Raw genomic sequence first — 21,063 nt, forward strand, 5'->3', positions numbered from 1 at the left:
GATGTGGCAGGGCCAGTCGGCCCGTCGTCCCGTGTTTCCGCCTTCTGAGCTTAATCCCAGAGTCCTTTCCGAAGGTCTCTTAAGGGCTTGACGCCGGGCGATGCGCCAACATGAGGAAAGGACGTCCATGCCTCTTTATGAGCATGTTTTTCTCGCGCGACAGGACGCGAGCACGCAGCAGGTCGAAGAGCTGACCGCACAGATGACCGGCATTGTCGAAGGTCTCGGCGGCAAGATCACCAAGACCGAGAATTGGGGCGTACGCTCCCTCACCTACCGCATGAGCAAGAACCGAAAGGCGCATTTCGTGCTGCTCAACATCGACGCGCCGTCCGCGGCGATCGCCGAGGTCGAGCGCCAGGAGCGCATCAGCGAAGACGTGATCCGCTATCTCAGCGTCCGCGTGGAGGAGCTCGAGGAAGGCCCGTCGGCGATGATGCGCAAGGCCGACCGCGATCGCGAGCGTGACGATCGCGGCGGCGGCTTCCGCGGCGAGCGTGAAGGCGGCTTCCGTGGCGACCGCGAAGGCGGTTTCCGCGGTGACCGCGGTCCGCGCCGTCCGCGCGACGAAGCTGAAACCACGACGGATGCGGAGTAAGATCAATGGCTGAAGCTGGTGCACGCCGTCCGTTTTTCCGTCGCCGCAAGAGCTGCCCGTTCACGGGCGCGAATGCTCCGAAGATCGACTACAAGGACTCCAAGCTGTTGATGCGTTACGTTTCCGAGCGCGGCAAGATCGTGCCGAGCCGCATCACCGCGGTGTCCGCGAAGAAGCAGCGTGAGCTCGCCCGCGCCATCAAGCGCGCGCGATTCCTGGGTCTGCTGCCCTACGTCATTCGCTAAGACCAATCCGATCGGCGGCGATACGCCGCCGATCGTCAATTTCTGATCTCATAAGGCTTCCGGGTCGTCCGGTCGCCGATGGTTGGGGCGAGACGCCTCTAACCGCTCGGAAGGAGCGGGACAGCTGATGATGGCCTTTGGACTGATAGCCCTGATCGCCGGCGCAGCGTCGGCCCTGATGTTCGCCTCGATCGTTTCGGGCGCGCTGATCTCGCTCGTCCTGTTCTATCTCGCACCGCTGCCGCTGATGGTGGCCTCGATCGGCTGGGGACCGCTTTGCGCGAGCCTGGGCGGGATCGCGGCTGCGCTCGGCCTCGGCGCCTTGTTTGGCCTGCCCTACTGCTTTGCCTTCGCCGTCACCGTCGCGCTGCCGGCCTGGTGGCTCGGCCATCTGGTGTTGCTTGGCCGGCACGTGGCCAGCGCCACACCTCCCGCCACCGAGCCGCCGGCCGCGCCCGAGATGGAGTGGTATCCGGTCGGACGCATCCTGCTGTGGATCGCAGGCTTCGCCTCGCTGACGACGATCGCAGCGTTGCTCACGCTTGGCACCGATGCCGACAGCATCCTTGGCACGCTGCGGCGCGGCCTGATGCGCGTCCTAAGCACCACCGATCCGCACGCCGCAAGCGAGGCCGGCCCGTTCGTCGACGCGTTGGTCCGCATCGCGCCGGCTGGCGCCACCATCGTCGCCATGATGACGCTCACCCTCAATCTCTGGCTCTCGGCCAAGGTCACGGCAACGTCGGGCCGGCTGCGCCGTCCCTGGCCGGACATGATGACGGCCGAACTGCCGCCGATGACGCTCGCAGCGCTCTGCGTCGCGCTCGCCTTCTGCTTCACCGGCGGGCTGCTCGCGATCATCGCGCAGATCGCGACGGCGGCACTGATGATGGCCTACGCGCTGACCGGCTTCGCCGTGCTGCATACGCTGACTCTCGCGCTGAAGAGCCGCACTTTCTGGCTCGGCTCGACCTACGCCGTCGTCGTCGTATTCGGCTGGCCGGTCATCGCGATGGTGATCCTGGGCCTGGCGGATGCCGTGTTTGGCTTCCGCGAACGCTTTCTGCGCAACCGGCAGCCGCCCCCGCTGCCAACCTCTTAAGTCCAACCCCGAAAACTGAAACTCAGAGCACTTAAAGGAGAACGAATATGGAAGTCATTTTGCTGGAACGCGTCAACAAGCTCGGCCACATGGGCGAGGTCGTGAAGGTTCGCGACGGCTACGCCCGCAATTTCCTGCTCAAGCGTGGCAAGGCGCTGCGCGCCACCGCTGATAACCGCGCCAAGTACGACGGCATGAAAGCCGAGCTCGAGGCCCGCAACCTCCAGAGCAAGGGCGAGGCGTCCAAGGTCGCCGAGAAGATCCAGGGCAAGAACATCATCGTGATCCGTCAGGCCTCGGAAGCCGGCCAGCTGTTCGGTTCGGTCACGGTGCGCGACGTGGTCACGGCCTTCGAAGCCGACGGCGTTGCGCTGGAACGCCCGCAGGTGCAACTCGACGCGCCGATCAAATCCATCGGCAAGCACGCCATCATCGTCGCCGTTCACCCCGAAGTCGAGGTTGAGGTCACCGTGACGGTTGCGCGCAGCCAGGACGAGGCCGAGCGCATCAACCGCGGCGAAGACATCTCGACCCGCAACGAAGATCGCGATGCTGCCGCCGAGGCGATCGCCGCCGCCGGCGAATTCTTCGATCCGGAAGCCCAGCAGGAGGGCGTCGAGTCGGCGCCCGCTGCGGAAGAGACCGAGAAGTAAGCCTCGCTTTCAGGCGCAAAGCGAAGCCCGGCCGTTTCAAGCGGCCGGGCTTTTCGTTTTGGCGGCAACGTCCTCGTTCAGCATCGCGATCGAGGCGAGCGCCGTTGCAGTATGCTTCTCGATACCGTCGCTGACGCAGAACACGTCGGCTGCGACCACGGAAACCTGACGGCGATGCGGAGGCCGCAATGATGAGGCCTCCGTAACCGATCAGAAGATTGGACCTAGCGCGAAATCGGGGGAGTCGGGGGGCCGGAGGACTCGGGCGAAGCCGGGGCTGCAGCGGTTGCAGGCGATGGCGGCTCCGGCGGCTTGGCCGCCGGTTCAGCGCTGCTGTTGGTGGCAGGCTCGGCCGGTTTGGAAGCGGCCGCGTCGGTGGGTTTGGGCGCATCCGGCTCGGCCGGTTTCGCGGCAGCGGCTGCCGGAGCCGGCGTCACGGCCGGCACCGGGTCCGGCCGCAGCGCCGGAACCTCGCTGCCGCTCGGTTCGAGCCTGGCGCTTTCCGGCTTCACCTCGGCCGGTTTCTCGGTCGCCTTGCCGCCGTCCGGCTTCGACTCGTCATGGCCGGAATCGACCTTCGCTGTTTCAGGCTTGGGCTCGCCCAACGACGGCGCAGCGATAGCGGTATCCGTCTTCGGCGCTTCTTCGGTCTCCGGCTTGCTGCGCTTGCTCAGCCGTTTGGCCTTGCGGCCTTCTGGCGATTGTTCGTTGGTGGCCTGGCCTTCTGGCTTGGCGCCATCCTTTGCGCCCTCCTCGCTCGGCCGCGCCACGCGCTTCTGGCGACCTTCGGGCGCCGGAGCTGCACCCTCGCCCTCCGGCTTGGCAGCCTCCTGGGACCGCGAGCGACGGCTCTGATGTTCAGGAGACTGTGCCGGATTGGTTGCAGCTTCCTTCTCCTTGGCGGCGTCCTTTTTGTCTTTGCCGTCCTTGGCCTGGTAACGCGTGTCGGTGGCGCCGTTGGAGACGAGGTAGGAGGCAAGCACTCCGGCCATGTCGGAGCTGGTCGTGTAGTGCTGACGCAGGAAACCGGGCAGCGAACCCGGCGCTACCGTCTTCAACAGCCCCCTGGGGCTCTTGTGGCAAGCATTGCAGGTCTGCGCGAAAAGCTGGGATGGAGCCTTGCCGGCCTCGAGGTTCGTCGCCTGCGCAAGAACGGCATCGGTCGCGCCGAAGCCAATCAGAAGCATTACCGTTGCGAGGCTGAGCGCTCGGCTCGACATTCCCATTATCTCCATGAAATCCGAGGGGTGCAGCCGGCATCGGGTGCGGCGGCGGGTCACCTTTTAGCGGATTGAGCCGCGAATGGAAGCAGGCTCATCGCGCAAGGATGTGATTACCCATTTTCGAATATCGGCTTTGAACACAACGCAGTGGCGGGAAAACGCACAGTGCATAGATTTAGATGCAAACGCATAGGAACCGACCGGGCGCCTTGGCGTCAGATGTGGAGGCCGGATTAGTCGCATCTTTCGGGTTCGCTCGAGAGGAAGGAGTCCATGGACCGTTTGTTGCTTAAATGCCTGTCTCAGTTCATCCGCCGCGGATCGATGACGGTGACCTGCGCGAGCGGTTGGAAGTTCACCATTGGCGACGGTTCCGGAGAGCCGGTGGAAGTCCGCTTCGCTACCGCGGATGCGCAACGCAAGATCCTCGTCAATCCCGAGCTGGGGCTTGGCGAAGCCTACATGGACGGCGAGTTCGTCATCCAGCGCGGCACCATAGCTGATGCCCTCGCGATCCTGCTCGATCAACCCGACCTATTGCCGCAGTGGGCAAAGCCCTGGTGGCACCTTCGTTATCTGACGCGGCACCTGAAGCAATTCAATCCGCGCTCGCGCTCCCGCAGAAATGTTGCGCACCACTACGACCTCGACGGCCGGCTCTATTCGCTCTTCCTCGACGCCGACAAGCAATATAGCTGCGCCTATTTCGAGACGCCGGTGACCTCGCTTGACGACGCACAACTCGCCAAGAAGCGCCACATCGCCGCAAAGCTCCTCGTCAGACCCGGCCACCGTGTGCTCGATATCGGCTCGGGCTGGGGTGGCCTCGGCCTCTATCTCGCCGAGATTACGGGCGGCGACGTCACTGGCGTCACGCTGTCGACCGAGCAGTTGCAGGTCGCCAACGCGCGAGCCGCCGAAAAGGGGCTGGCCGGATCGGCCAAATTCCTGCTCCAGGATTATCGCGACGTCGACGGGCGGTTCGACCGCATCGTCTCGGTCGGGATGTTCGAACATGTCGGCGCCAGCTTCTACGACGCCTTCTTCAAGCGCTGCGCCGAACTCCTGGCCGAGGACGGCGTCATGCTGCTGCACTCGATCGGCCGCTCACAGGGGCCGGATTCGACCAATCCCTGGATCGCAAAATACATCTTCCCTGGCGGCTACATCCCCGCGCTGTCGGAGGTGCTCCCGGCGATCGAGCGTGCGGGGCTGCTGATCTGCGACATCGAGATCCTGCGACTGCACTATGCCGAGACGTTGAAGGCCTGGCGGGATCGGTTCATGGCGCGGCGCGAGGAGGCTGTGCAGCTCTACGACGAGCGTTTCGCGCTGATGTGGGAGTTCTATCTTGCGGCCAGCGAGATGACGTTTCGCAAACAGGGCATGATGAACTTCCAGATCCAGCTCACGAGGCGCCAGGGCGTGGTCCCGATGACGCGCGACTACATTGAGCGTGAAGAGACCCGGCTGCGCGCCATTGAGGGCGACGCCAAGCCCAGGCTGAAACTGGCGGGTGAATAGGTCCTATAGGTCCTAATGACGCAGACGCGAGACCGGAAAAAGCTTGGAGGCGGCGGGGACGGCCAGATGCGCCTGCAGCCGCGCGAGGGTTTCAGTTCCGACGGGCTCGCGCCGGATTTCGGGCCGCGCGGCCTGCTCCATGGCGGCGATCAGCCCCGACAGCCAAAGCCGGCTGCCCGCCTCGCTACGCCAAATCTGGCGCTGCCGTTCTGGCCGCATCGCCTTACCTCGTCTCGCCTGACGGCGGGTGTCCGGGAACAACCCTCTGCCCGCCTGGCTGTTCCGGTCGCAAACCCCGAAAGAATCCGGAGAGATGTGATCTGTTTCACATAAGTCTGGTCGGCCCTGGCTTAGACCGACGCCATGAGCAAAGAGACCCAAACCTCATTCGACGTGCAGGACGACCTCCGCACCGATTACGCGCTGATCGCCACCGGCGTCGGCGCGGCTCTGATTGCGCTGGTCTATCTCCTGCTGGTCTGAACCCGAGCCGGAAGCCACCAGCGCGCCCGAGTTGCGCCCGCTTCTGGTAGGTCGACGCGCCGACACGTAAGGTTCACTTGATCAGGATTTTTCCGTGGCGGCGCGGCGGCCAGTGCAGCCCGGCGAATTCCACGAAAATCCGTCAAGCGCCGCGCATGCTGCGACCACTAGTCATCCACCATTTTAACTGAGCGGTTGATAGCGGTGAGCTTTCGCTTCCGCTTCCGCCGCAGTCGGCGCTTTATCGCCGCCCCGCATCCGCCCAAAAAATTGTTAAGCACGTCTGACCATGGCCCTGACTGATTCGAACGTCCTCAAACTCGCGCCCGATGCCGGAACTCCGGCCTACCGGAGTGCGCCGCATAATATCGAGGCGGAACAGAGCCTCTTGGGCGCGATCCTGGTCAACAACGACGCCTTCTACCGCGTCTCCGACTTCCTGGAGCCGAAGCACTATTTCGAGCCGCTGCACCAGACGATCTTCGAGACCGCCAGCAGCCTGATCCGGATGGGCAAGATCGCGACACCCGTCACGCTGAAAACCTTTCTGCCTGCCGATACCGACGTCGGCGGCATGACCATCGGGCAGTATCTGGCGCGCCTCGCCGCCGAAGCGACCACGATCATCAACGCCCAGGACTACGGCCGCACCATCTACGACCTGGCGCTACGGCGCGACCTGATCGGCATCGGCGAGGACATGGTCAATGTCGCCTATGACGCGCCGGTCGACTTCGCGCCGCGGGCGCAGATCGAGGACGCCGAGCGCCGCCTCTACGAGCTTGCCGAGTCCGGCCGCTATGACGGCGGCTTCCAGAAGTTCTCGCAGGCCCTGACGGTCGCGGTCGATCTTGCGGCGAAAGCATTCCAGCGCGACGGCAAGCTGTCCGGCATCTCGACGGGGTTGCGCGACCTCGACACCAAGATGGGCGGCTTGCAGCACTCCGACCTCATCATCGTGGCGGGCCGTCCCGGCATGGGCAAGACCTCGCTTGCGACCAATATCGCCTACAATGTCGCGCAGGCTTATGTTCCGGAACTCCAGGCCGACGGCACCATGAAAGCCGCCAATGGCGGTGTCATCGGCTTCTTCTCCTGCGAAATGTCGGCCGACCAGCTCGCTACGCGTATCGTGGCGGAGCGCACCGGCATTCCCTCCTCCCACATCCGCCGCGGCGGCATCTCGGAGGCGGATTTCGAGAAGATCCGCCAGGTTTCGATCGAGCTGCAATCGCTGCCCTTCTATGTCGACGAGACGGGCGGCCTGTCGATCGCGCAGCTCATGGCCCGCGCGCGCCGGCTGAAGCGGCAAAAGGGCCTCGACCTTATCGTCATCGACTACATCCAGCTGTTGTCCGGCTCGGGCAAGCGCTCCAACGACAGCCGCGTTCAGGAAATCACGGAGATCACGACCAGCCTGAAGGCGCTGGCGAAGGAGCTCAGCGTCCCCATCATCGCGCTGTCGCAGCTCTCGCGTCAGGTCGAATCCCGCGAGGACAAGCGGCCGCAGCTCTCGGACCTGCGTGAATCCGGCTCGATCGAGCAGGACGCCGACGTCGTGCTGTTCGTGTTCCGCGAGGAATATTACCTCGCCATGAAGGAGCCGCGTCCCGGCACCGAGGAGCACGCCAAATGGCAGTCCGACATGGAGCGCACGGTCGGCCGGGCCGAAGTCATCATCGGCAAGCAGCGCCACGGCCCGACTGGCACGGTGGAGCTGCACTTCGACGCCTCGGTCACCCGCTTCGGCGACCTCGCGCATGACGGCCAACTGCCGGATCGTCACGAGTACTAGGATTCTGTATTAGGTTTCTTGCCAGTTCCCTGGGTTGAACCACGCGGCCCTCTTGCGTAAAACGACGCCATGACAATGGCGTCCGATCCGAAAATGATTCCGCAAACCGGCCTTCTCTCCGCGGAGGCCAATCAGGCTGCCGGGCTCGCAGCCTATGGCGGCGTGCTCACCGTCGATCTCGACGCCATCATCGCCAACTGGCGCAAGCTCGAGAAGACGGCAGTGCCTGCCGAATGCTCGGCGGTGATCAAGGCCAACGCCTATGGCTGCGGCACCGAGCAGGTCGCACGCGCGCTGGACAAGGCCGGCTGCAAGACGTTCTTTGTCGCCACCATCGAGGAGGCCCGTACGGCACGCGCAGCAGCGCCGGAGGCCGCGATCTATGTGCTCGGCGGCTACTTCCAGAACACCGGCGAGCATTACGCGAAAATCAACTGCCGCCCGGTGATCGGCGATCTCAACGAGCTCGCCGAGTGGGACGTGTTCTGCCGCCGCACCGGATGGTCCGGGGGCGCTGCGATCCACATCGACACCGGCATGAACCGGCTCGGGCTGACGCTTGCGGAAGCGCAGGCGATCATCCCCCGCATCAATGCCGGCGATCACGGCATCAACCTGGTGATGAGCCATCTGGTCTCGGCCGAGCAGCTCAACAGCCCCGTCAACGCCAAGCAGCTCGCGGCCTTCCGCGGCATCGTCAGCGAATTTTCCGGCGTACCGGCGACCCTCGCCAATTCCTCCGGCATTTTCCTCGGTGCGCCGTTCCAGTTCGATCTCGTACGGCCCGGCGCCGCGCTCTACGGCGTCAACCCGACGCCGGAGGCTGACAATCCGATGCAGCCGGTCGTGGACCTGAAGGCGCGGATCGTGCAGATCCGCAATGTCGAGCGCGGCGAGAGCGTCGGCTATGGTGGGACCTGGACGGCGCGGCGGCCGACCAAGCTCGCGATCATCGCGGTCGGTTATGCCGACGGCTATTTCCGCGCCGCCAGCTCCAATGACGGCACCCGCGGCGCCGAGGTGATCGTCGCGGGCAGGCGCTGCCCCGTCGCGGGCCGCGTTTCCATGGACCTGATCGCGATCGACATCACGGATCTGCCGCCGAACGCGGCACGGCGCGGCCATTTGGTGACGCTGCTCGGCGACGGCATCACCGTCGACGAGCTAGCGCATCACTTCGGCACGATCGGCTACGAGGTGCTGACCAGCCTCGGCCGTCGCTACGCCCGCATCTACAAGGGTGGCAATGTGGTGGAGCCGTTAGAGCGGCCGGTTGCCGCGCAGGCCGCCGAGCAGTCATCTTCCCCGCCGGTCGAGCAGCCGGCAAGCCCGCCGCCGCTGCCGAGCTAGGAGCTCACCGCTTACTTCTTTTTCCTGCTGTCCAGTGCCGCCTTGCAGGTCGCGCTGAGCTGATCGCGCTTGCCGTTGAGGCAGGCGAGGATGCCGCCGCCCGGTGCGAGGCCGGCGCAGAATTTGTCGTAGTCCGTCTTGCACGCGCCGCGCGGATCGGCCGATTGTGCAAAAGCGGCTCCGGAGAATGCGACGGCAAATGCAATAGCGGCATAGTTCAACTTGGACATTGTCTCTCCGGTGTCGGAACGTGCGAGGCGATCAGCTCTACATGAAGATTGCGACATTCAACATCAACAACATCAACCGCCGCCTGCCCAATCTGCTGGCATGGATGCGCGCAGCAAAGCCCGATGTCGTCGCGCTTCAAGAGTTGAAGGCAAGTGATGGCGAATTTCCGGCGGCGGCGATCGAGAAGGCCGGCTACGGCGCAGTGTGGCGTGGACAAAAGACCTGGAACGGCGTCGCCATCCTCGCGCGTAACGCCGAGCCCGTGCTGACGCGCGATCGGTTGCCGGGAAAGCCTGGCGATCAGGAAGCACGTTACATCGAGGCCGCGGTGCGCGGCATCATCGTCACCAGTATCTATCTGCCCAATGGCAACCCGCAGCCGGGGCCGAAATTCGACGACAAGCTCGACTGGTTCGCGCGTCTCAAGCGCCACGCCAAAACCTTCATCAAGCAGGATCTGCCCGTGGTGCTCGCCGGCGACTACAACGTCGCGCCGACCGCGATCGACATCTATCCAACCCGGTCGTGGGACAAAGATGCCCTGATCCAGCCAAAGAGCCGCGCAGCCTATGCCTCGCTCGTCGCGCAAGGCTGGTGCGACGCGATCCGTGACCTCAATCCGGACAAGCGAATCTACACCTTCTGGGACTACAAGCGAAACCGTTGGCCGCGCGATGCGGGCCTGCGGCTGGATCATCTCCTGCTCAGCCCTGCCCTCGTCTCGCGCCTGGCCAAAGCCGGCGTCGACAAGACGATCCGCGGCGAGGACGGCGCCAGCGATCACGCGCCGGCGTGGGTGGTGCTGCGGTGACAGCGCTCACCACAAATTCTTGCCGTCGATCACATTCACCGGCACCGCATCCAGATCGAAATCGTCGAACAGGCGCGCGTTGACGCCGATTTTGGGATTGTCAAAATCGGGCTTGCCGGTCGACCAGTCCGGCGACTCCGAATAGGTGCCGCAGCCGCAGCGTGCACAGAAATGATGTTTGACGGTGCGGCTGCCCCAGAGATAGGTCGCGACGTTCTCTGGCGGCGACAGCAGGCGGAACTGCGTCGGCTTGTAATAGGCCCACAGCGCGCCCCGCTTGGCGCAGAGCGAACAGGTACAGCGCGTCACGCTCGCCGGCGCCTCCGTCACCTCGAACACCGTCTCACCGCAATGACAACTTGCCTCAATCGGCATGACACGCACCCTCCACTTTTGTCAGGCGGTGGTCGTAGCCGGTGGCTGCTGCCAACATGCTGTCAGCAGTGCGCGCCGCCGCCCTGCGCGCTCAAATGCGCTGCGGCCTCCGGCCAGCCGACAATCCAAAATATGAAAAACAACCCCATGCACAGTAGACGACCGTAGTCGAATCAATGCCTTACGCATGTCCGCGAGTGCGGTTTGACTTGTCGGGCAAAACACCGCCACGATACTATCATCGAACACTTGCCCCCTACTCCCTTGGCCTTCCTGTTCGTTCTCACCGTCGGCCTCGTCGCCGGCACTATCTCAGGCATTGTCGGCACCGGATCGTCGATCATGCTGATGCCGGTGCTGGTCTATGCCTATGGGCCGAAGGAAGCCGTGCCGATCATGGCCGTGGCCTCCGTCATGGCGAATTTCTCGCGCATTCTTGCCTGGTGGCGCGAGGTCGATTGGCGGGCCTGCGCGGCCTATTCGGTGACGGGAATTCCGGCCGCCGTGCTCGGCGCGCGCACGCTGCTGGCGCTGCCTTCCCACGCGGTCGATCTCGCCATCGGCATCTTCCTGATCGCGATGGTGCCGGTGCGGCACTGGCTGGCGCGCCACGACCTCAAGGCCAATCTCTGGCATCTGGCAATCGGCGGCGCAATCATCGGCTATCTCACCGGCATCGTCGTTTCGACCGGCCCGCTCAGCGTTCCGCTGTTCCTTTTCTATGGCCTGAGCAAGGGCGCATTCCTCGCAACCGAGGCTGCCGCCTCGCTCGGCCTCTATTTCGCAAAGTCCGTGACCTTCGAACGTTTCGGCGCGCTGACGCAGGATGTCTTCATCAAGGGCCTGATCGCTGGCTCCTCGCTGATGGCGGGCGCTTTCATCGCAAAGCGCTTCGTGCTGCACCTGAAGCCGGAGATGTTCCGCCGGGTGATGGACGCCATCATGATCACGGCCGGACTCTCGATGCTCTGGAACGCGACGCAGCCATAGCCGCACTCAGGCAGCGAATTCGGGCGCGATCGACCGGCTGTCGGCGACGAGGCGGCTCGTCCCGGTCTTCCCGGACACCGCTTGCCCCGCAAGCCGTTGCAGCACAGCGTCGATCGGCTGCGGCCTGTGATAGAGAAAGCCCTGCCCGAACTTGACGCCCATCTCGCGCATGGCCTGCGCCTGCTCAGCCTGTTCGATGCCTTCGGCGACCAGCGTGAGCCCGAGCGTGTCCGCGAGCGATGCGATCACGCCAACGATCGCCTTGTCCTCGGCGCTTTGCGGGATCTCGCGAATGAAGGCCTTGTCGATCTTGACCTTGTCGAGCGGAAAGCGGCGAAGATGGGCAAGCGAGCTGTAGCCGGTGCCGAAATCGTCGAGCGCGATCGTGGCGCCAAGACGCCGGAGGCGTTGCAGCGTCTCGGACGCGCTGGCGATATTGTTGATCAGCGAACCCTCGGTGATCTCGAGTTCGAGCGACGAGGCCGGGACACCGAAACGCGCGCAGGTCTCGCGCAGCTCGGCGGCGAGCGAATGGTCCGCAAGCTCGGACGGCGGCAGATTGATCGCGATTCTGATGTCCGCCTTGCCCGCGGCGGCCAACCGTTGCAGCGCGCTGCAGGCGTCGGTCAGCACGTAGCGCGTCAGCCGCGCATTGTGGCCGCTGCGCTCGATCAGGGGCAGGAATTCGCCGGGACCGATCACACCATGCTCGGGGTGGCGCCAGCGGATCAGCGCCTCCAGGCCGACGACGTCCTGGGTGTCGAGATCGACCTGGCTCTGATACCAGACCTCGAACTGCCGCTCGGAAAAGCCGGTGGGAATGGCAAGCTCGAGATCCCGACGACGGCGGTAGTCGCGCTGGAGCACTTCGTCGAGCACGGCGACGGTGCCGGGCGCCCTGCTCTTGACATGGTAGAGCGCGATGTCGGCGAGCGCCGGCAAATGCGAAAGCTCGGGATCGTCGGCGCGGCGCACGGCAACGCCGATGCTGGCGCGCGGCGCGACCTGCTTGTCGTGCAGCCTGATCGGCTCAGAGATCGCATCCAGTAATCGCTTTGCAAAGGCCTGCGCGGCATCCTCGTCGCTGACCTCGGGCCGAATGACCACGAATTCGTCGCCGCCGAGCCTTGCGACCCAATCTCCTGCTTCGACTGCGCCGCGAAGCCGTTCGGAAATGCAAACCAGGAACTTGTCGCCGGCATCATGACCGAAAGTGTCGTTGATGCCCTTGAAGTCGTCGAGATCGATGAAGCAGAACGCGACCAGGGCGTCGGATGAACCCGTGTCCCGCCGCTCGACTGCCAGCCGCTCGGTCAGGGACCGGCGATTGGGCAGCCCCGTGAGCGGATCATGCGAGGCCATGTGCCCGAGCCGGTCGAGCGCGCCTGAAGTCGTGTGCTGCATGGCGTTGAAGGCGCGCGCGAGCTGGCCAAACTCGTTCGACGATCTGATGTCCGCCGGATAGGCGCGGCCGTCCTGCTTGCTGCGCTGGATCGCCGACATCATGACGGCCAGCGGCCTGCCGATGAAGATGTTGGCCGAGATCCGCATCGCAACGACGGTCGCAAGCGTTCCGAGCAGGCCGACGACGAGGAGCAGCACCAGCCGGCTGCCCGTGTCCGCGTACAGCGTCGCGTGGGAGTAGGCGATCGCGATGCGGCCGGCCTGAACCGCCATATTGCCGTTGCTGTAGTTGATCGGACGCGAGACCTCCGTGACGGCCTGCCCCGCCGGCCGTGCCGCCACGCGGGCAATCGCAACGCCGGTGTCGTCATAGACGGTCGCCGCGGCGATCGTCTCGTCGTGCATGATCTCGTTGAGCACGCTGGTGACCTGCTCGTAACGCATCTTCCAGAGCGGCTCGGCGATGAGTTCGGCGCGGCTGTCGGCGATGCGGACAATGCGGGCGTCGAGCTGCCTGATCTGTGACCAGAAGCTCGAGACCTCGACACCGGCCGAAGCCAGCAACTGCACCAGCAGCAATACCGGCACGGTTGCCCAGATCATCGCGCGGACGACCGGGCGCGAGCGCGAAGGCGCCGCCTGCCCCGTGCTATCCGGATCGGTCATCCCGTCACCATCCACATCAATCACCGGCGCCATCCGGGACCAATAGCGATGAGATGAGCGCATCAACCGAGAAATCATAGCGGCCGCATGCGCCGGCCTTCGCCCTGAAACGGGCGAAGTCGATCCGATCGAAGGCGCGGGTCTTGATGAGGTCGTCGACCGAAACGAGATTATCGCGCGTGATTGCGGACGTCTTGACCTCGACGTGAGACGAACTGGCCGCGAAATCGCAGCCATCGGCATAGTCGCGCAACAGCACGATGGACCAGCCGCCGAGCAGGAAGTGCCCACCGTCGGTCAAAAGCAGACGGCCTGCCCTGATCTCGCGCAGCGCGTCTTCCGACCAGTTGAGGCCGACGACCTGAATGTCCTGGCCCGGCGCGAGGCCTGCGGCCGCGATGGCCTTGAGTGCTCCCAGCGCCATCGGATCGTTCCCGGCCCATATGCCGGCGGGCCGGATCCCCTTGCGCGACGCCCAGCTCAGATAATTCGCCGTCACCTGCTCGGCTTCGGATTGCGTCCAGTTGGCAAACAGCATCCGATCCACCACCACGTCAGGCGCCGCCGCCACGGCAAGCTGAAGACCGGCATTGCGGGCGATCGAGGCCGGCGTGATCTCGTCGCCGCCGATGCCGAGGATGTGAATCTTGCCGTCAGGGCTCTGCCATTTCTCGGCACGCGCGGCGCCGATCAGGGCGTTGGCCATCCGCGCGCCGGCGGTCTGCAGATCAGTGGTGATATCGCCGAGCCAGGTCTTGAGCGTCCGGCGCGGCGGTCCGAGGCGCGCCGCGTCTTCGCCGATCAGCGTGTTCGAGAGCAGCAGCGTCTTGACCCCGGCAGCGTCGGCCGCCTCCAGGATCGGGACGGCAGCCGATTCCTCGTTCGATAGGATGAGGACGTCGGGCTTGTCGCTACGTGCGACCACGCCGAGCCCGAGCTCCCGCATGGTGCGGTAATTGCGTTCGCTGGTGAGCACCTCGACATGCACGCCGAGCTTACGGCCGGCGGCCTGCATGGTCTGCGCGACCATGTCCCAATAGACCTCGCCGGTTTTGCCCGGATTCACGAAGACGACGTTGAGGGGTTTTGCATCGGCCGCGACGGCGCAGCCGACCGGCGTGAGCACGCCGCAGGCCATTCCCACAGCGAGCAATATCCGCAACGCTACCGTCATTCTTTTTCGTCATCCCGTGCTGGTTCCGAAACTGGACCCGCGTCCGCTAATATTTGGCAAAGCCCGGCACGGCGCGGCGGCGTAGAGCTAACAAAGGGTGTATCGGGCGTGCTGAATCGCGGTATTTGAGTGCGGTCGAATTCGCGCTCGGCCCGCCATTCCGTGCTATCAGCAAATCCGAGCTCCTCGAATCCCTTTCCCATGGCCAAGAACACGCTTTCCTTCGTCTGCCAGAACTGCGGCGCGGCGTATAACCGCTGGCAGGGCAAGTGTGAGTCCTGCGGCGAGTGGAATACGCTGGCCGAGGAGGACGCGACCGGCAGCGTGCCGGTGTCGATCCGCTCCAAGCGCAAGGGACGGACCTTTGCGCTGGAGAGCCTGTCCGGAAAAACTCAGGACGCGCCTCGCCTGTCCTCGGGCATGACCGAGCTCGACCGTGTCACCGGCGGCGGCTTCGTCCGCGGCTCGGTGTTGCTGGTCGGCGGCGATCCCGGCATCGGCAAATCGACGCTGCTGACGCAGGCGACGAGCCTGATGGCGCGCGCCGGACATCGCATTGTCTATATCTCGGGCGAAGAAGCCATCGCCCAGGTGCGCCTGCGCGCCGAGCGGCTCGGGCTATCGGATGCGCCGGTGCAGCTCGCCGCCGAGACGTCGGTGGAAGATATCGTCTCGACGCTGTCGGAAGGCGCCGTCCCCCGGCTGATCGTGATCGATTCGATCCAGACGATGTGGACCGACACGGTGGAATCAGCCCCCGGCACGGTGACGCAGGTGCGCGCCTCGGCGCAGGCCCTGATCCGTTTTGCCAAGAAGACGGGCGCGGCCATCATCCTGGTCGGCCACGTCACCAAGGACGGCCAGATCGCCGGTCCCCGTGTGGTCGAGCACATGGTCGATGCCGTGCTGTCCTTCGAGGGCGAAGGCTCGCAGCAATTCCGCATCCTGCGCGCCGTGAAGAACCGTTTTGGCCCGACCGACGAAATTGGCGTGTTCGAGATGACGGGCCTCGGCCTGCGGGAGGTAACCAACCCGTCGGAGCTGTTCCTGTCGGAGCGCGACCTCGGCACGCCGGGTACCGCGGTGTTTGCGGGGATCGAGGGCACAAGGCCGCTCCTGGTCGAATTGCAGGCGCTGGTGGCCCCGACCTCGCTCGGCACCCCGCGCCGGGCCGTGGTCGGCTGGGATCCAAGCCGGCTCTCGATGGTGCTCGCGGTGCTGGAGGCCCATTGCGGGGTCAAGCTGTCCGGCCACGACGTCTATCTGAACGTGGCGGGCGGCTTGCGCATCAACGAGCCGGCCGCCGATCTCGCCGCCGCGGCCGCGCTGGTGTCGTCTCTGGTTAACGCGCAGTTACCGACCGATGCGGTCTATTTCGGCGAGATATCGCTCTCCGGCGTGGTCCGCCCGGTGGCGCAGACCCCGGCCCGGCTGAAGGAAGCGGCCAAACTCGGCTTCCAGCGCGCCGTGCTGCCTGAATCGGCCCGGGGCGAAGTCGGCGGCGACGCCGGGCTCTCGCTCAACGCCATCAACAGCCTGACGACCCTGGTGGCGGAAATAGCCGCCCGTGGCTCTCGCCGGGGCGAATCGAGCGCGCCCGCGGAGAAAAATGCCACACCGGCAAGATTCCGCCGTGGAGAGGGTTAGGTGGAGGTGACGTCCCCCGCCCCCACCGCTATACAGCCGTCACAAAAGCAGCACGGGATTGCGTGGTTACGGCCTTGCCGGGAGCGCCGTCTGCCCTTCTGTTAGGGCGGCGGCCAAACACCGATTCGCCGAGCACCTTTGAGAGTACGAGCGGACCAGACCAGCCGATGCCGATTACCCTCCTCGACCTGATCCTGCTCGGTGTGATGCTGATCTCGGGCCTGCTCGCGATGGTCCGGGGCTTTATGCGCGAAATCCTGTCGATCGCGGCCTGGGGCGCGGCGGCGGTCGTGACGCTGTACTCGTTCTCGAAGTTGCTGCCGACCGCGAAAACCTATTTCAACAACGACACGGTCGCGAGCGTGGTGGTGGTCGCCGGTGTGTTCGTCGGCACCCTGGTCGTGGTCTCCGTGATCACGGTCCGGATCTCCGACATGATCCTGGACTCGCGGATCGGCGCGCTGGACCGCACCCTCGGCTTCCTGTTCGGGCTAGCCCGCGGGCTCTTGATCGTCGTGGTCGCCTTCCTGTTCTTCACCTGGCTGGTGCCGGACAAGCAGCGCCCGGACTGGGTCGCGGGGGCGAAATCCCGCGTGGTGCTCCAGGGAACCGGGGATTGGCTGATGGCCCTCTTGCCGGATGACCCTGAGAACACCATCTTGAAGAGATTCAAGAAAAACAAACCAGATGAAGAGCAAACTGATTCCGAGCAGCAGCCTTCGGGCAGTGGCGACGGATACAGCAAACCGGCTCGTGACAGCCTGAAAAAGCTGATCGAGAAACCTGCGGCGCGTTGATTTAGCCCCAACAGAGAGGCGCGGACGAGATGCGAAACCCTGACCAGGACGCCCAGCGTGATCTCGATCCAAAGGCCGGTTTGAGTCCAGCCGCGCTGGAGCTTCAGGACGATCTGGAGGGAGACACGCTGCGCGAGGAATGCGGCGTATTCGGCATCTACGGACACCCGGACGCTGCCGCCATCACGGCCCTCGGCCTCCACGCCCTTCAGCACCGCGGCCAGGAAGCCGCCGGCATCGTCTCCTACGACGGCAACCGCTTTCATTCCGAACGCCGCCTCGGCCTCGTCGGCGATACCTTCTCCCGCCGCGAGGTGATCGACCGCCTGCCCGGCACTGTCGCGGTCGGCCATGTCCGCTATTCCACCACCGGCGCCACCATCCTGCGCAACGTGCAGCCGCTGTTCGCCGAGCTCAATGCCGGCGGCCTCGCGGTGGCCCATAACGGCAATCTCACCAACGGCCTGACGCTGCGCCGCGAGCTCGTCAGGAACGGCGCGATGATGCAGTCGACCACCGACACCGAGGTGATCCTGCACCTGGTCGCACGCTCCAGGCGTAGCCGCTTCATCGAGCGCTATGTCGACGCGCTGCGCGAGATCGAAGGCGCCTATGCGCTGGTATCGCTGACCAACAAAAAGCTGATCGGCGCGCGCGATCCGCGCGGCATCCGCCCCTTGGTGCTTGGCGATCTCGACGGCTGCCCGATCCTGACGTCGGAGACCTGCGCGCTCGACATCATCGGCGCGCGCTTTGTCCGCGACATCGAGGCCGGCGAAGTCATCGTGTTCGACGAGAACGGCATGGACATCCACAAGCCGTTCCCGCCGATCGCGCCGCGCCCCTGTATCTTCGAGTACATCTATTTCTCCCGTCCGGATTCCATCGTGCACGGCCGCTCGGTCTACGAGGTGCGCAAGGCCTTTGGCGCGCAGCTCGCGCGCGAGAGCCATGTGCCGGTCGACGTTGTCGTGCCGGTGCCCGATTCTGGCGTTCCCGCCGCGGTCGGCTACAGCCAGCATTCCGGCGTGCCGTTCGAGCTCGGCATCATCCGCAACCACTATGTCGGCCGCACCTTCATCCAGCCGACGCAGGCGATCCGCGAATCCGGCGTGCGCATGAAGCATTCGGCCAACCGCGCCGCGATCGAGGGCAAGCGCATCATCCTGATCGACGATTCGCTGGTGCGCGGCACCACCTCGAGGAAGATCGTACGCATGATGCGCGATGCCGGCGCCAAGGAAGTGCATTTCCGTCTCGCCTCGCCGCCGATCCTCTATCCCGACTATTACGGCATCGACCTGCCCGATCGCGGCGGGCTCCTGGCCGCGACGCATTCTCTCGACGAGATGCGCGAGATCATCGGCGCCGACTCGCTCGCCTTCCTGTCGATCGACGGCATGTACCGCGCCATGGGCGAGCCCGGCCGCGACCCCGCCAATCCGAAATTCTCGGATCACTGCTTCACCGGGGCCTATCCGACGCACCTCACAGACCAGACCCAGACCGAGCCGCAGCCAAGGCAATTGTCGCTGCTGGCGGAGGCGAGCTAGTGCTATAACTCAGCCACTCGTTGAGCCTGACGATCGTGAAGATCGCGGGCCCTCGGTCGATGGTCCATAGATCGCTACCTTTCCTATTTTTCGTCATGGCCGGGCTTGTCCCGGCCATCCACGTCTGTAAAACCCGCCGCAAAGACGTGGATGCCCGGGACAAGCCCGGGCATGACGGAGAACAGTGTACATGTCCCTGTCCCTCGCCAATCGCATCGCCCTCGTCACCGGCGCCTCGCGCGGCATCGGTTTTGCCACTGCCAAAGCACTGGCAAAGGCGGGCGCGCATATCGTGGCGGTCGCGCGCACGCAGGGCGGGCTCGAGGAGCTCGATGACGAGATCCGCAAAGACGGCGGCAGCGCTACGCTGGTGCCACTCAATCTCACCGATTCCGACGGCATCGCGCGGCTCGGCGCAGGACTGCACGAACGCTACGGCAAGCTCGATATCCTGGTGGGCAATGCCGGCGTGCTCGGCCCCTCCTCGCCGGTCGGCCATATCGAGCTGAAGACCTTCAACGACGTGATGGCCGTGAACGTCTCCGCCAACTTCCAGCTCCTTCGCTGCATGGAGCCGCTGCTCAAGCAGTCCGACGCCGGCCGCGCCGTGTTCATCACCTCGGGCGCCGCCAACAAGGCGACGGCCTATGTCAGCCCCTACGCCGCTTCCAAGGCCGCACTGGAAACGCTGGCGCGCGCCTGGGCGCAGGAGACCGCGAACACAAAGCTGCGCGTCAACCTGTTCAATCCCGGCCCGACCCGCACCCGCATGCGCGCAACCCTAATGCCGGGCGAAGATCCGGCGACGCTGGACACGCCCGAGCAGGTCGCTGAATTCATCGTGCCGATGTGCGCGCCCGACTGGACCGAGACCGGCAAGTTCTACGACTACAAGACCCGCAAGCTGATGAGCTTCCGCTCGCCGGCCTGATTGAGCTGGGCGCCGCCCGATCTTGAATTCGACGCGCTCAAATAGACGGCGCCGCGCCTTGCCTAAAGGTTAATCGCGGGTGGCCGCGACGACGCAGCGCCATCCGGCTTAAGGCGCATTGCCGCGGACCGCGGGACACGCTAGAGCCTTCAGCCGGAACAAGGCTCCTCTCAAGAGGGCTGTCCAATTATTTGACAATGGAGGAAACCTTTTATGACGACGCTCGCGCGACGCACTGCGGCGCTTCTGGCTTGTGCCACCTTCGGTTTTGCAACATCCGCCTACGCCCAGGACAAGACCGTCAAGATCGGCGTGCTCAACGACATGTCGAGCCTCTATGCCGATATCGGCGGACCAAATTCGGTGGCCGCGGTGAAAATGGCGGTCGAAGATTCCGGCCTGAAGGCCAAGGGCTGGACCATCGAGGTCCTCTCGGGCGATCACCAGAACAAGCCCGACATCGGCGTCAACATCGCCCGGCAATGGATCGACAACGACAAGGTTGACGTCATCTCGGACACGCCGAGCTCGGGCGTGGCGCTCGCGGTCAACAACCTCGTCAAGGAAAAGAACTCGGTGCTGCTCAATTCGGGCGCGGCCACCGCCGACCTCACCGGCAAGGCCTGCACGCCCAACACCGTTTCCTACACCTACGACACCTACATGCTCGCCAATGGCACCGGCAAGGCGCTGACCAAGGCCGGCGGCGACAGCTGGTTCTTCCTGACCGCCGATTATGCGTTCGGCCATGCGCTGGAGCGCGACACCAGCGCTGTCGTGACCGCCAATGGCGGCAAGGTGCTCGGCGGCGTCAAGCACCCGCTCAACACGGCTGATTTCTCCTCCTTCCTGCTCCAGGCGCAGTCCTCGAAATCCAAGATTGTCGGCCTCGCCAACGCCGGCGGCGATACCACCAACGCGATCAAGCAGGCCTCCGAGTTCGGCATCGTTCAGGGCGGCCAGAAGCTCGCAGCGCTCCTGCTGTTCATCAACGACGTGCATTCGCTGGGCTTGAAGACGGCGCAGGGTCTCACCTTCACCGAGTCGTTCTATTGGGACCTCAACGATCAGACCCGCGAATGGTCGAAGCGCTTCCAGAAGGTCTCGCCCAAGGGCTCGATGCCGTCGATGACGGTTGCGGGCCTCTATGCCGGCGTCCTGCATTACCTGAAGGCGATGGACGCGCTCGGCGGCAATCCGCATGACGGTGCCAAGGTCGTCGCCAAGATGAAGGAACTGCCGACCGATGACCCGCTGTTCGGCAAGGGCCCGCTGCGCGCCGACGGCCGCCGTCTCATCCCGGCCTATCTGTTCGAGGTGAAGAAGCCGGAAGAGTCGAAGGGACCGTGGGACTACTACAAGCTGGTGGCCACCATCGCGCCGGAAGACGCCGCCAAGCCGCTCAAGGACAGCGAGTGCCCGCTGGTGAAGAAATAACGGACATATGTAGGGTGGGTTACGCCAGCGGACTGCGCTTCGCGCAGCCGCAGGGCTAATACTACTGAGTCAAG

At 64.7% G+C, this 21,063-nt stretch carries 20 protein-coding genes and 1 pseudogene; 14 read left to right on the forward strand and 7 right to left on the reverse strand.

Annotated features, from left to right (window positions below; all coding sequences use genetic code 11):
- Positions 1 to 127: 127 nt before the first annotated feature.
- From rpsF to rplI, 4 genes are all read left to right on the forward strand, one after another.
- Positions 128 to 598, forward strand: a complete 471-nt coding sequence (rpsF, locus tag FXV83_RS29175; protein ID WP_148743051.1) for a 30S ribosomal protein S6 — start codon at positions 128 to 130, stop codon at positions 596 to 598.
- 5 nt (positions 599 to 603) lie between these two features.
- On the forward strand, positions 604 to 843 hold the full coding sequence (rpsR, locus tag FXV83_RS29180) for a 30S ribosomal protein S18 (protein ID WP_007592020.1): 240 nt from the start codon (positions 604 to 606) through the stop codon (positions 841 to 843).
- Between the two features lie 127 nt (positions 844 to 970).
- Positions 971 to 1,945: a YybS family protein gene (locus FXV83_RS29185; protein ID WP_148743052.1), complete on the forward strand. Its 975-nt coding sequence runs from the start codon at positions 971 to 973 to the stop codon at positions 1,943 to 1,945.
- A 47-nt stretch (positions 1,946 to 1,992) separates the two neighbouring features.
- The gene (gene rplI / locus FXV83_RS29190) at positions 1,993 to 2,598 is read left to right on the forward strand and encodes a 50S ribosomal protein L9 (protein ID WP_148743053.1); all 606 of its coding nucleotides are present in this window, start codon (positions 1,993 to 1,995) and stop codon (positions 2,596 to 2,598) included.
- Between the two features lie 36 nt (positions 2,599 to 2,634).
- Here rplI and FXV83_RS43125 read toward each other — a convergent pair.
- Positions 2,635 to 2,769, reverse strand: a pseudogene (locus FXV83_RS43125) (PaaI family thioesterase); the annotation flags it as partial.
- 53 nt (positions 2,770 to 2,822) lie between these two features.
- Positions 2,823 to 3,818, reverse strand: a complete 996-nt coding sequence (locus tag FXV83_RS29195) for a hypothetical protein (protein ID WP_187436239.1) — start codon at positions 3,816 to 3,818, stop codon at positions 2,823 to 2,825.
- Between the two features lie 276 nt (positions 3,819 to 4,094).
- Between FXV83_RS29195 and FXV83_RS29200 the strand changes: the two genes are divergently transcribed.
- Positions 4,095 to 5,345 carry a cyclopropane fatty acid synthase gene (locus FXV83_RS29200; RefSeq protein ID WP_148743054.1) on the forward strand — a complete coding sequence of 417 codons (1,251 nt, stop codon included), beginning with the start codon at positions 4,095 to 4,097 and terminating at the stop codon, positions 5,343 to 5,345.
- A 12-nt stretch (positions 5,346 to 5,357) separates the two neighbouring features.
- Here the strand turns inward: FXV83_RS29200 and FXV83_RS29205 are convergent, their stop codons facing one another.
- Entirely contained in the window at positions 5,358 to 5,564 is a 207-nt protein-coding gene (locus tag FXV83_RS29205) for a transcriptional regulator (protein WP_148743055.1), read from the reverse strand.
- A gap of 553 nt (positions 5,565 to 6,117) precedes the next feature.
- Between FXV83_RS29205 and FXV83_RS29210 the strand changes: the two genes are divergently transcribed.
- Together FXV83_RS29210 and alr are read left to right on the forward strand one after the other, a co-directional pair.
- Complete coding sequence (locus FXV83_RS29210) at positions 6,118 to 7,623, forward strand: replicative DNA helicase (RefSeq protein WP_148743056.1); 1,506 nt, start codon at positions 6,118 to 6,120, stop codon at positions 7,621 to 7,623.
- A gap of 75 nt (positions 7,624 to 7,698) precedes the next feature.
- Positions 7,699 to 8,973: an alanine racemase gene (alr, locus tag FXV83_RS29215; protein ID WP_187436241.1), complete on the forward strand. Its 1,275-nt coding sequence runs from the start codon at positions 7,699 to 7,701 to the stop codon at positions 8,971 to 8,973.
- Between the two features lie 11 nt (positions 8,974 to 8,984).
- On the opposite strand, the gene FXV83_RS29220 is transcribed toward alr, so the two are convergent.
- Positions 8,985 to 9,203: a hypothetical protein gene (locus FXV83_RS29220; protein WP_148743058.1), complete on the reverse strand. Its 219-nt coding sequence runs from the start codon at positions 9,201 to 9,203 to the stop codon at positions 8,985 to 8,987.
- Between the two features lie 41 nt (positions 9,204 to 9,244).
- On the opposite strand from FXV83_RS29220, the gene FXV83_RS29225 reads away from it, so the two are divergent.
- A complete protein-coding gene (locus FXV83_RS29225; RefSeq protein WP_148743059.1) occupies positions 9,245 to 10,015 on the forward strand; it encodes an exodeoxyribonuclease III in 771 nt (256 codons plus the stop codon).
- 6 nt (positions 10,016 to 10,021) lie between these two features.
- Here the strand turns inward: FXV83_RS29225 and FXV83_RS29230 are convergent, their stop codons facing one another.
- Positions 10,022 to 10,390, reverse strand: coding sequence for a GFA family protein (locus FXV83_RS29230; RefSeq protein WP_148743060.1), 369 nt, complete (start codon positions 10,388 to 10,390; stop codon positions 10,022 to 10,024).
- A 264-nt stretch (positions 10,391 to 10,654) separates the two neighbouring features.
- Between FXV83_RS29230 and FXV83_RS29235 the strand changes: the two genes are divergently transcribed.
- Entirely contained in the window at positions 10,655 to 11,380 is a 726-nt protein-coding gene (locus tag FXV83_RS29235) for a sulfite exporter TauE/SafE family protein (protein WP_148743069.1), read from the forward strand.
- A 6-nt stretch (positions 11,381 to 11,386) separates the two neighbouring features.
- On the opposite strand, the gene FXV83_RS29240 is transcribed toward FXV83_RS29235, so the two are convergent.
- On the reverse strand, positions 11,387 to 13,450 hold the full coding sequence (locus tag FXV83_RS29240) for a putative bifunctional diguanylate cyclase/phosphodiesterase (RefSeq protein ID WP_187436240.1): 2,064 nt from the start codon (positions 13,448 to 13,450) through the stop codon (positions 11,387 to 11,389).
- 16 nt (positions 13,451 to 13,466) lie between these two features.
- Positions 13,467 to 14,624 (reverse strand): ABC transporter substrate-binding protein, encoded by a 1,158-nt coding sequence (locus FXV83_RS29245; RefSeq protein ID WP_148743061.1) that lies wholly within the window; start codon positions 14,622 to 14,624, stop codon positions 13,467 to 13,469.
- 201 nt (positions 14,625 to 14,825) lie between these two features.
- On the opposite strand from FXV83_RS29245, the gene radA reads away from it, so the two are divergent.
- The 5 genes from radA to FXV83_RS29270 all read left to right on the forward strand — a co-directional run bounded on the left by radA (position 14,826) and on the right by FXV83_RS29270 (position 20,989).
- Positions 14,826 to 16,271 (forward strand): DNA repair protein RadA, encoded by a 1,446-nt coding sequence (radA, locus tag FXV83_RS29250; protein ID WP_148743062.1) that lies wholly within the window; start codon positions 14,826 to 14,828, stop codon positions 16,269 to 16,271.
- A gap of 167 nt (positions 16,272 to 16,438) precedes the next feature.
- On the forward strand, positions 16,439 to 17,068 hold the full coding sequence (locus FXV83_RS29255; RefSeq protein WP_148743071.1) for a CvpA family protein: 630 nt from the start codon (positions 16,439 to 16,441) through the stop codon (positions 17,066 to 17,068).
- A gap of 29 nt (positions 17,069 to 17,097) precedes the next feature.
- The gene (purF, locus tag FXV83_RS29260; RefSeq protein ID WP_148743063.1) at positions 17,098 to 18,621 is read left to right on the forward strand and encodes an amidophosphoribosyltransferase; all 1,524 of its coding nucleotides are present in this window, start codon (positions 17,098 to 17,100) and stop codon (positions 18,619 to 18,621) included.
- A gap of 190 nt (positions 18,622 to 18,811) precedes the next feature.
- A complete protein-coding gene (locus tag FXV83_RS29265) occupies positions 18,812 to 19,552 on the forward strand; it encodes an SDR family NAD(P)-dependent oxidoreductase (RefSeq protein WP_148743064.1) in 741 nt (246 codons plus the stop codon).
- 213 nt (positions 19,553 to 19,765) lie between these two features.
- Positions 19,766 to 20,989 (forward strand): ABC transporter substrate-binding protein, encoded by a 1,224-nt coding sequence (locus FXV83_RS29270; RefSeq protein WP_148743065.1) that lies wholly within the window; start codon positions 19,766 to 19,768, stop codon positions 20,987 to 20,989.
- Positions 20,990 to 21,063 lie beyond the last annotated feature (74 nt).

The sequence above is a fragment of the Bradyrhizobium hipponense genome (assembly GCF_008123965.1).
Classification (GTDB): Bacteria; Pseudomonadota; Alphaproteobacteria; order Rhizobiales; family Xanthobacteraceae; genus Bradyrhizobium; species Bradyrhizobium hipponense.

What these genes read in the sequence shown, in the direction of transcription:
- FXV83_RS29245 (WP_148743061.1), bottom strand. Translation starts at nt 14,624, where the DNA reads ATGACGGTAGCGTTGCGGATATTGCTCGCTGTGGGAATGGCCTGCGGC.
- FXV83_RS29265 (WP_148743064.1), top strand. Translation starts at nt 18,812, where the DNA reads ATGTCCCTGTCCCTCGCCAATCGCATCGCCCTCGTCACCGGCGCCTCG.
- FXV83_RS29185 (WP_148743052.1), top strand. Translation starts at nt 971, where the DNA reads ATGATGGCCTTTGGACTGATAGCCCTGATCGCCGGCGCAGCGTCGGCC.
- rpsR (WP_007592020.1), top strand. Translation starts at nt 604, where the DNA reads ATGGCTGAAGCTGGTGCACGCCGTCCGTTTTTCCGTCGCCGCAAGAGC.
- rpsF (WP_148743051.1), top strand. Translation starts at nt 128, where the DNA reads ATGCCTCTTTATGAGCATGTTTTTCTCGCGCGACAGGACGCGAGCACG.
- FXV83_RS29200 (WP_148743054.1), top strand. Translation starts at nt 4,095, where the DNA reads ATGGACCGTTTGTTGCTTAAATGCCTGTCTCAGTTCATCCGCCGCGGA.
- FXV83_RS29230 (WP_148743060.1), bottom strand. Translation starts at nt 10,390, where the DNA reads ATGCCGATTGAGGCAAGTTGTCATTGCGGTGAGACGGTGTTCGAGGTG.
- FXV83_RS29255 (WP_148743071.1), top strand. Translation starts at nt 16,439, where the DNA reads ATGCCGATTACCCTCCTCGACCTGATCCTGCTCGGTGTGATGCTGATC.
- FXV83_RS29195 (WP_187436239.1), bottom strand. Translation starts at nt 3,818, where the DNA reads ATGTCGAGCCGAGCGCTCAGCCTCGCAACGGTAATGCTTCTGATTGGC.
- FXV83_RS29205 (WP_148743055.1), bottom strand. Translation starts at nt 5,564, where the DNA reads ATGCGGCCAGAACGGCAGCGCCAGATTTGGCGTAGCGAGGCGGGCAGC.
- FXV83_RS29225 (WP_148743059.1), top strand. Translation starts at nt 9,245, where the DNA reads ATGAAGATTGCGACATTCAACATCAACAACATCAACCGCCGCCTGCCC.
- purF (WP_148743063.1), top strand. Translation starts at nt 17,098, where the DNA reads ATGCGAAACCCTGACCAGGACGCCCAGCGTGATCTCGATCCAAAGGCC.
- FXV83_RS29210 (WP_148743056.1), top strand. Translation starts at nt 6,118, where the DNA reads ATGGCCCTGACTGATTCGAACGTCCTCAAACTCGCGCCCGATGCCGGA.
- radA (WP_148743062.1), top strand. Translation starts at nt 14,826, where the DNA reads ATGGCCAAGAACACGCTTTCCTTCGTCTGCCAGAACTGCGGCGCGGCG.
- rplI (WP_148743053.1), top strand. Translation starts at nt 1,993, where the DNA reads ATGGAAGTCATTTTGCTGGAACGCGTCAACAAGCTCGGCCACATGGGC.
- FXV83_RS29240 (WP_187436240.1), bottom strand. Translation starts at nt 13,450, where the DNA reads ATGACCGATCCGGATAGCACGGGGCAGGCGGCGCCTTCGCGCTCGCGC.
- FXV83_RS29270 (WP_148743065.1), top strand. Translation starts at nt 19,766, where the DNA reads ATGACGACGCTCGCGCGACGCACTGCGGCGCTTCTGGCTTGTGCCACC.
- alr (WP_187436241.1), top strand. Translation starts at nt 7,699, where the DNA reads ATGGCGTCCGATCCGAAAATGATTCCGCAAACCGGCCTTCTCTCCGCG.
- FXV83_RS29220 (WP_148743058.1), bottom strand. Translation starts at nt 9,203, where the DNA reads ATGTCCAAGTTGAACTATGCCGCTATTGCATTTGCCGTCGCATTCTCC.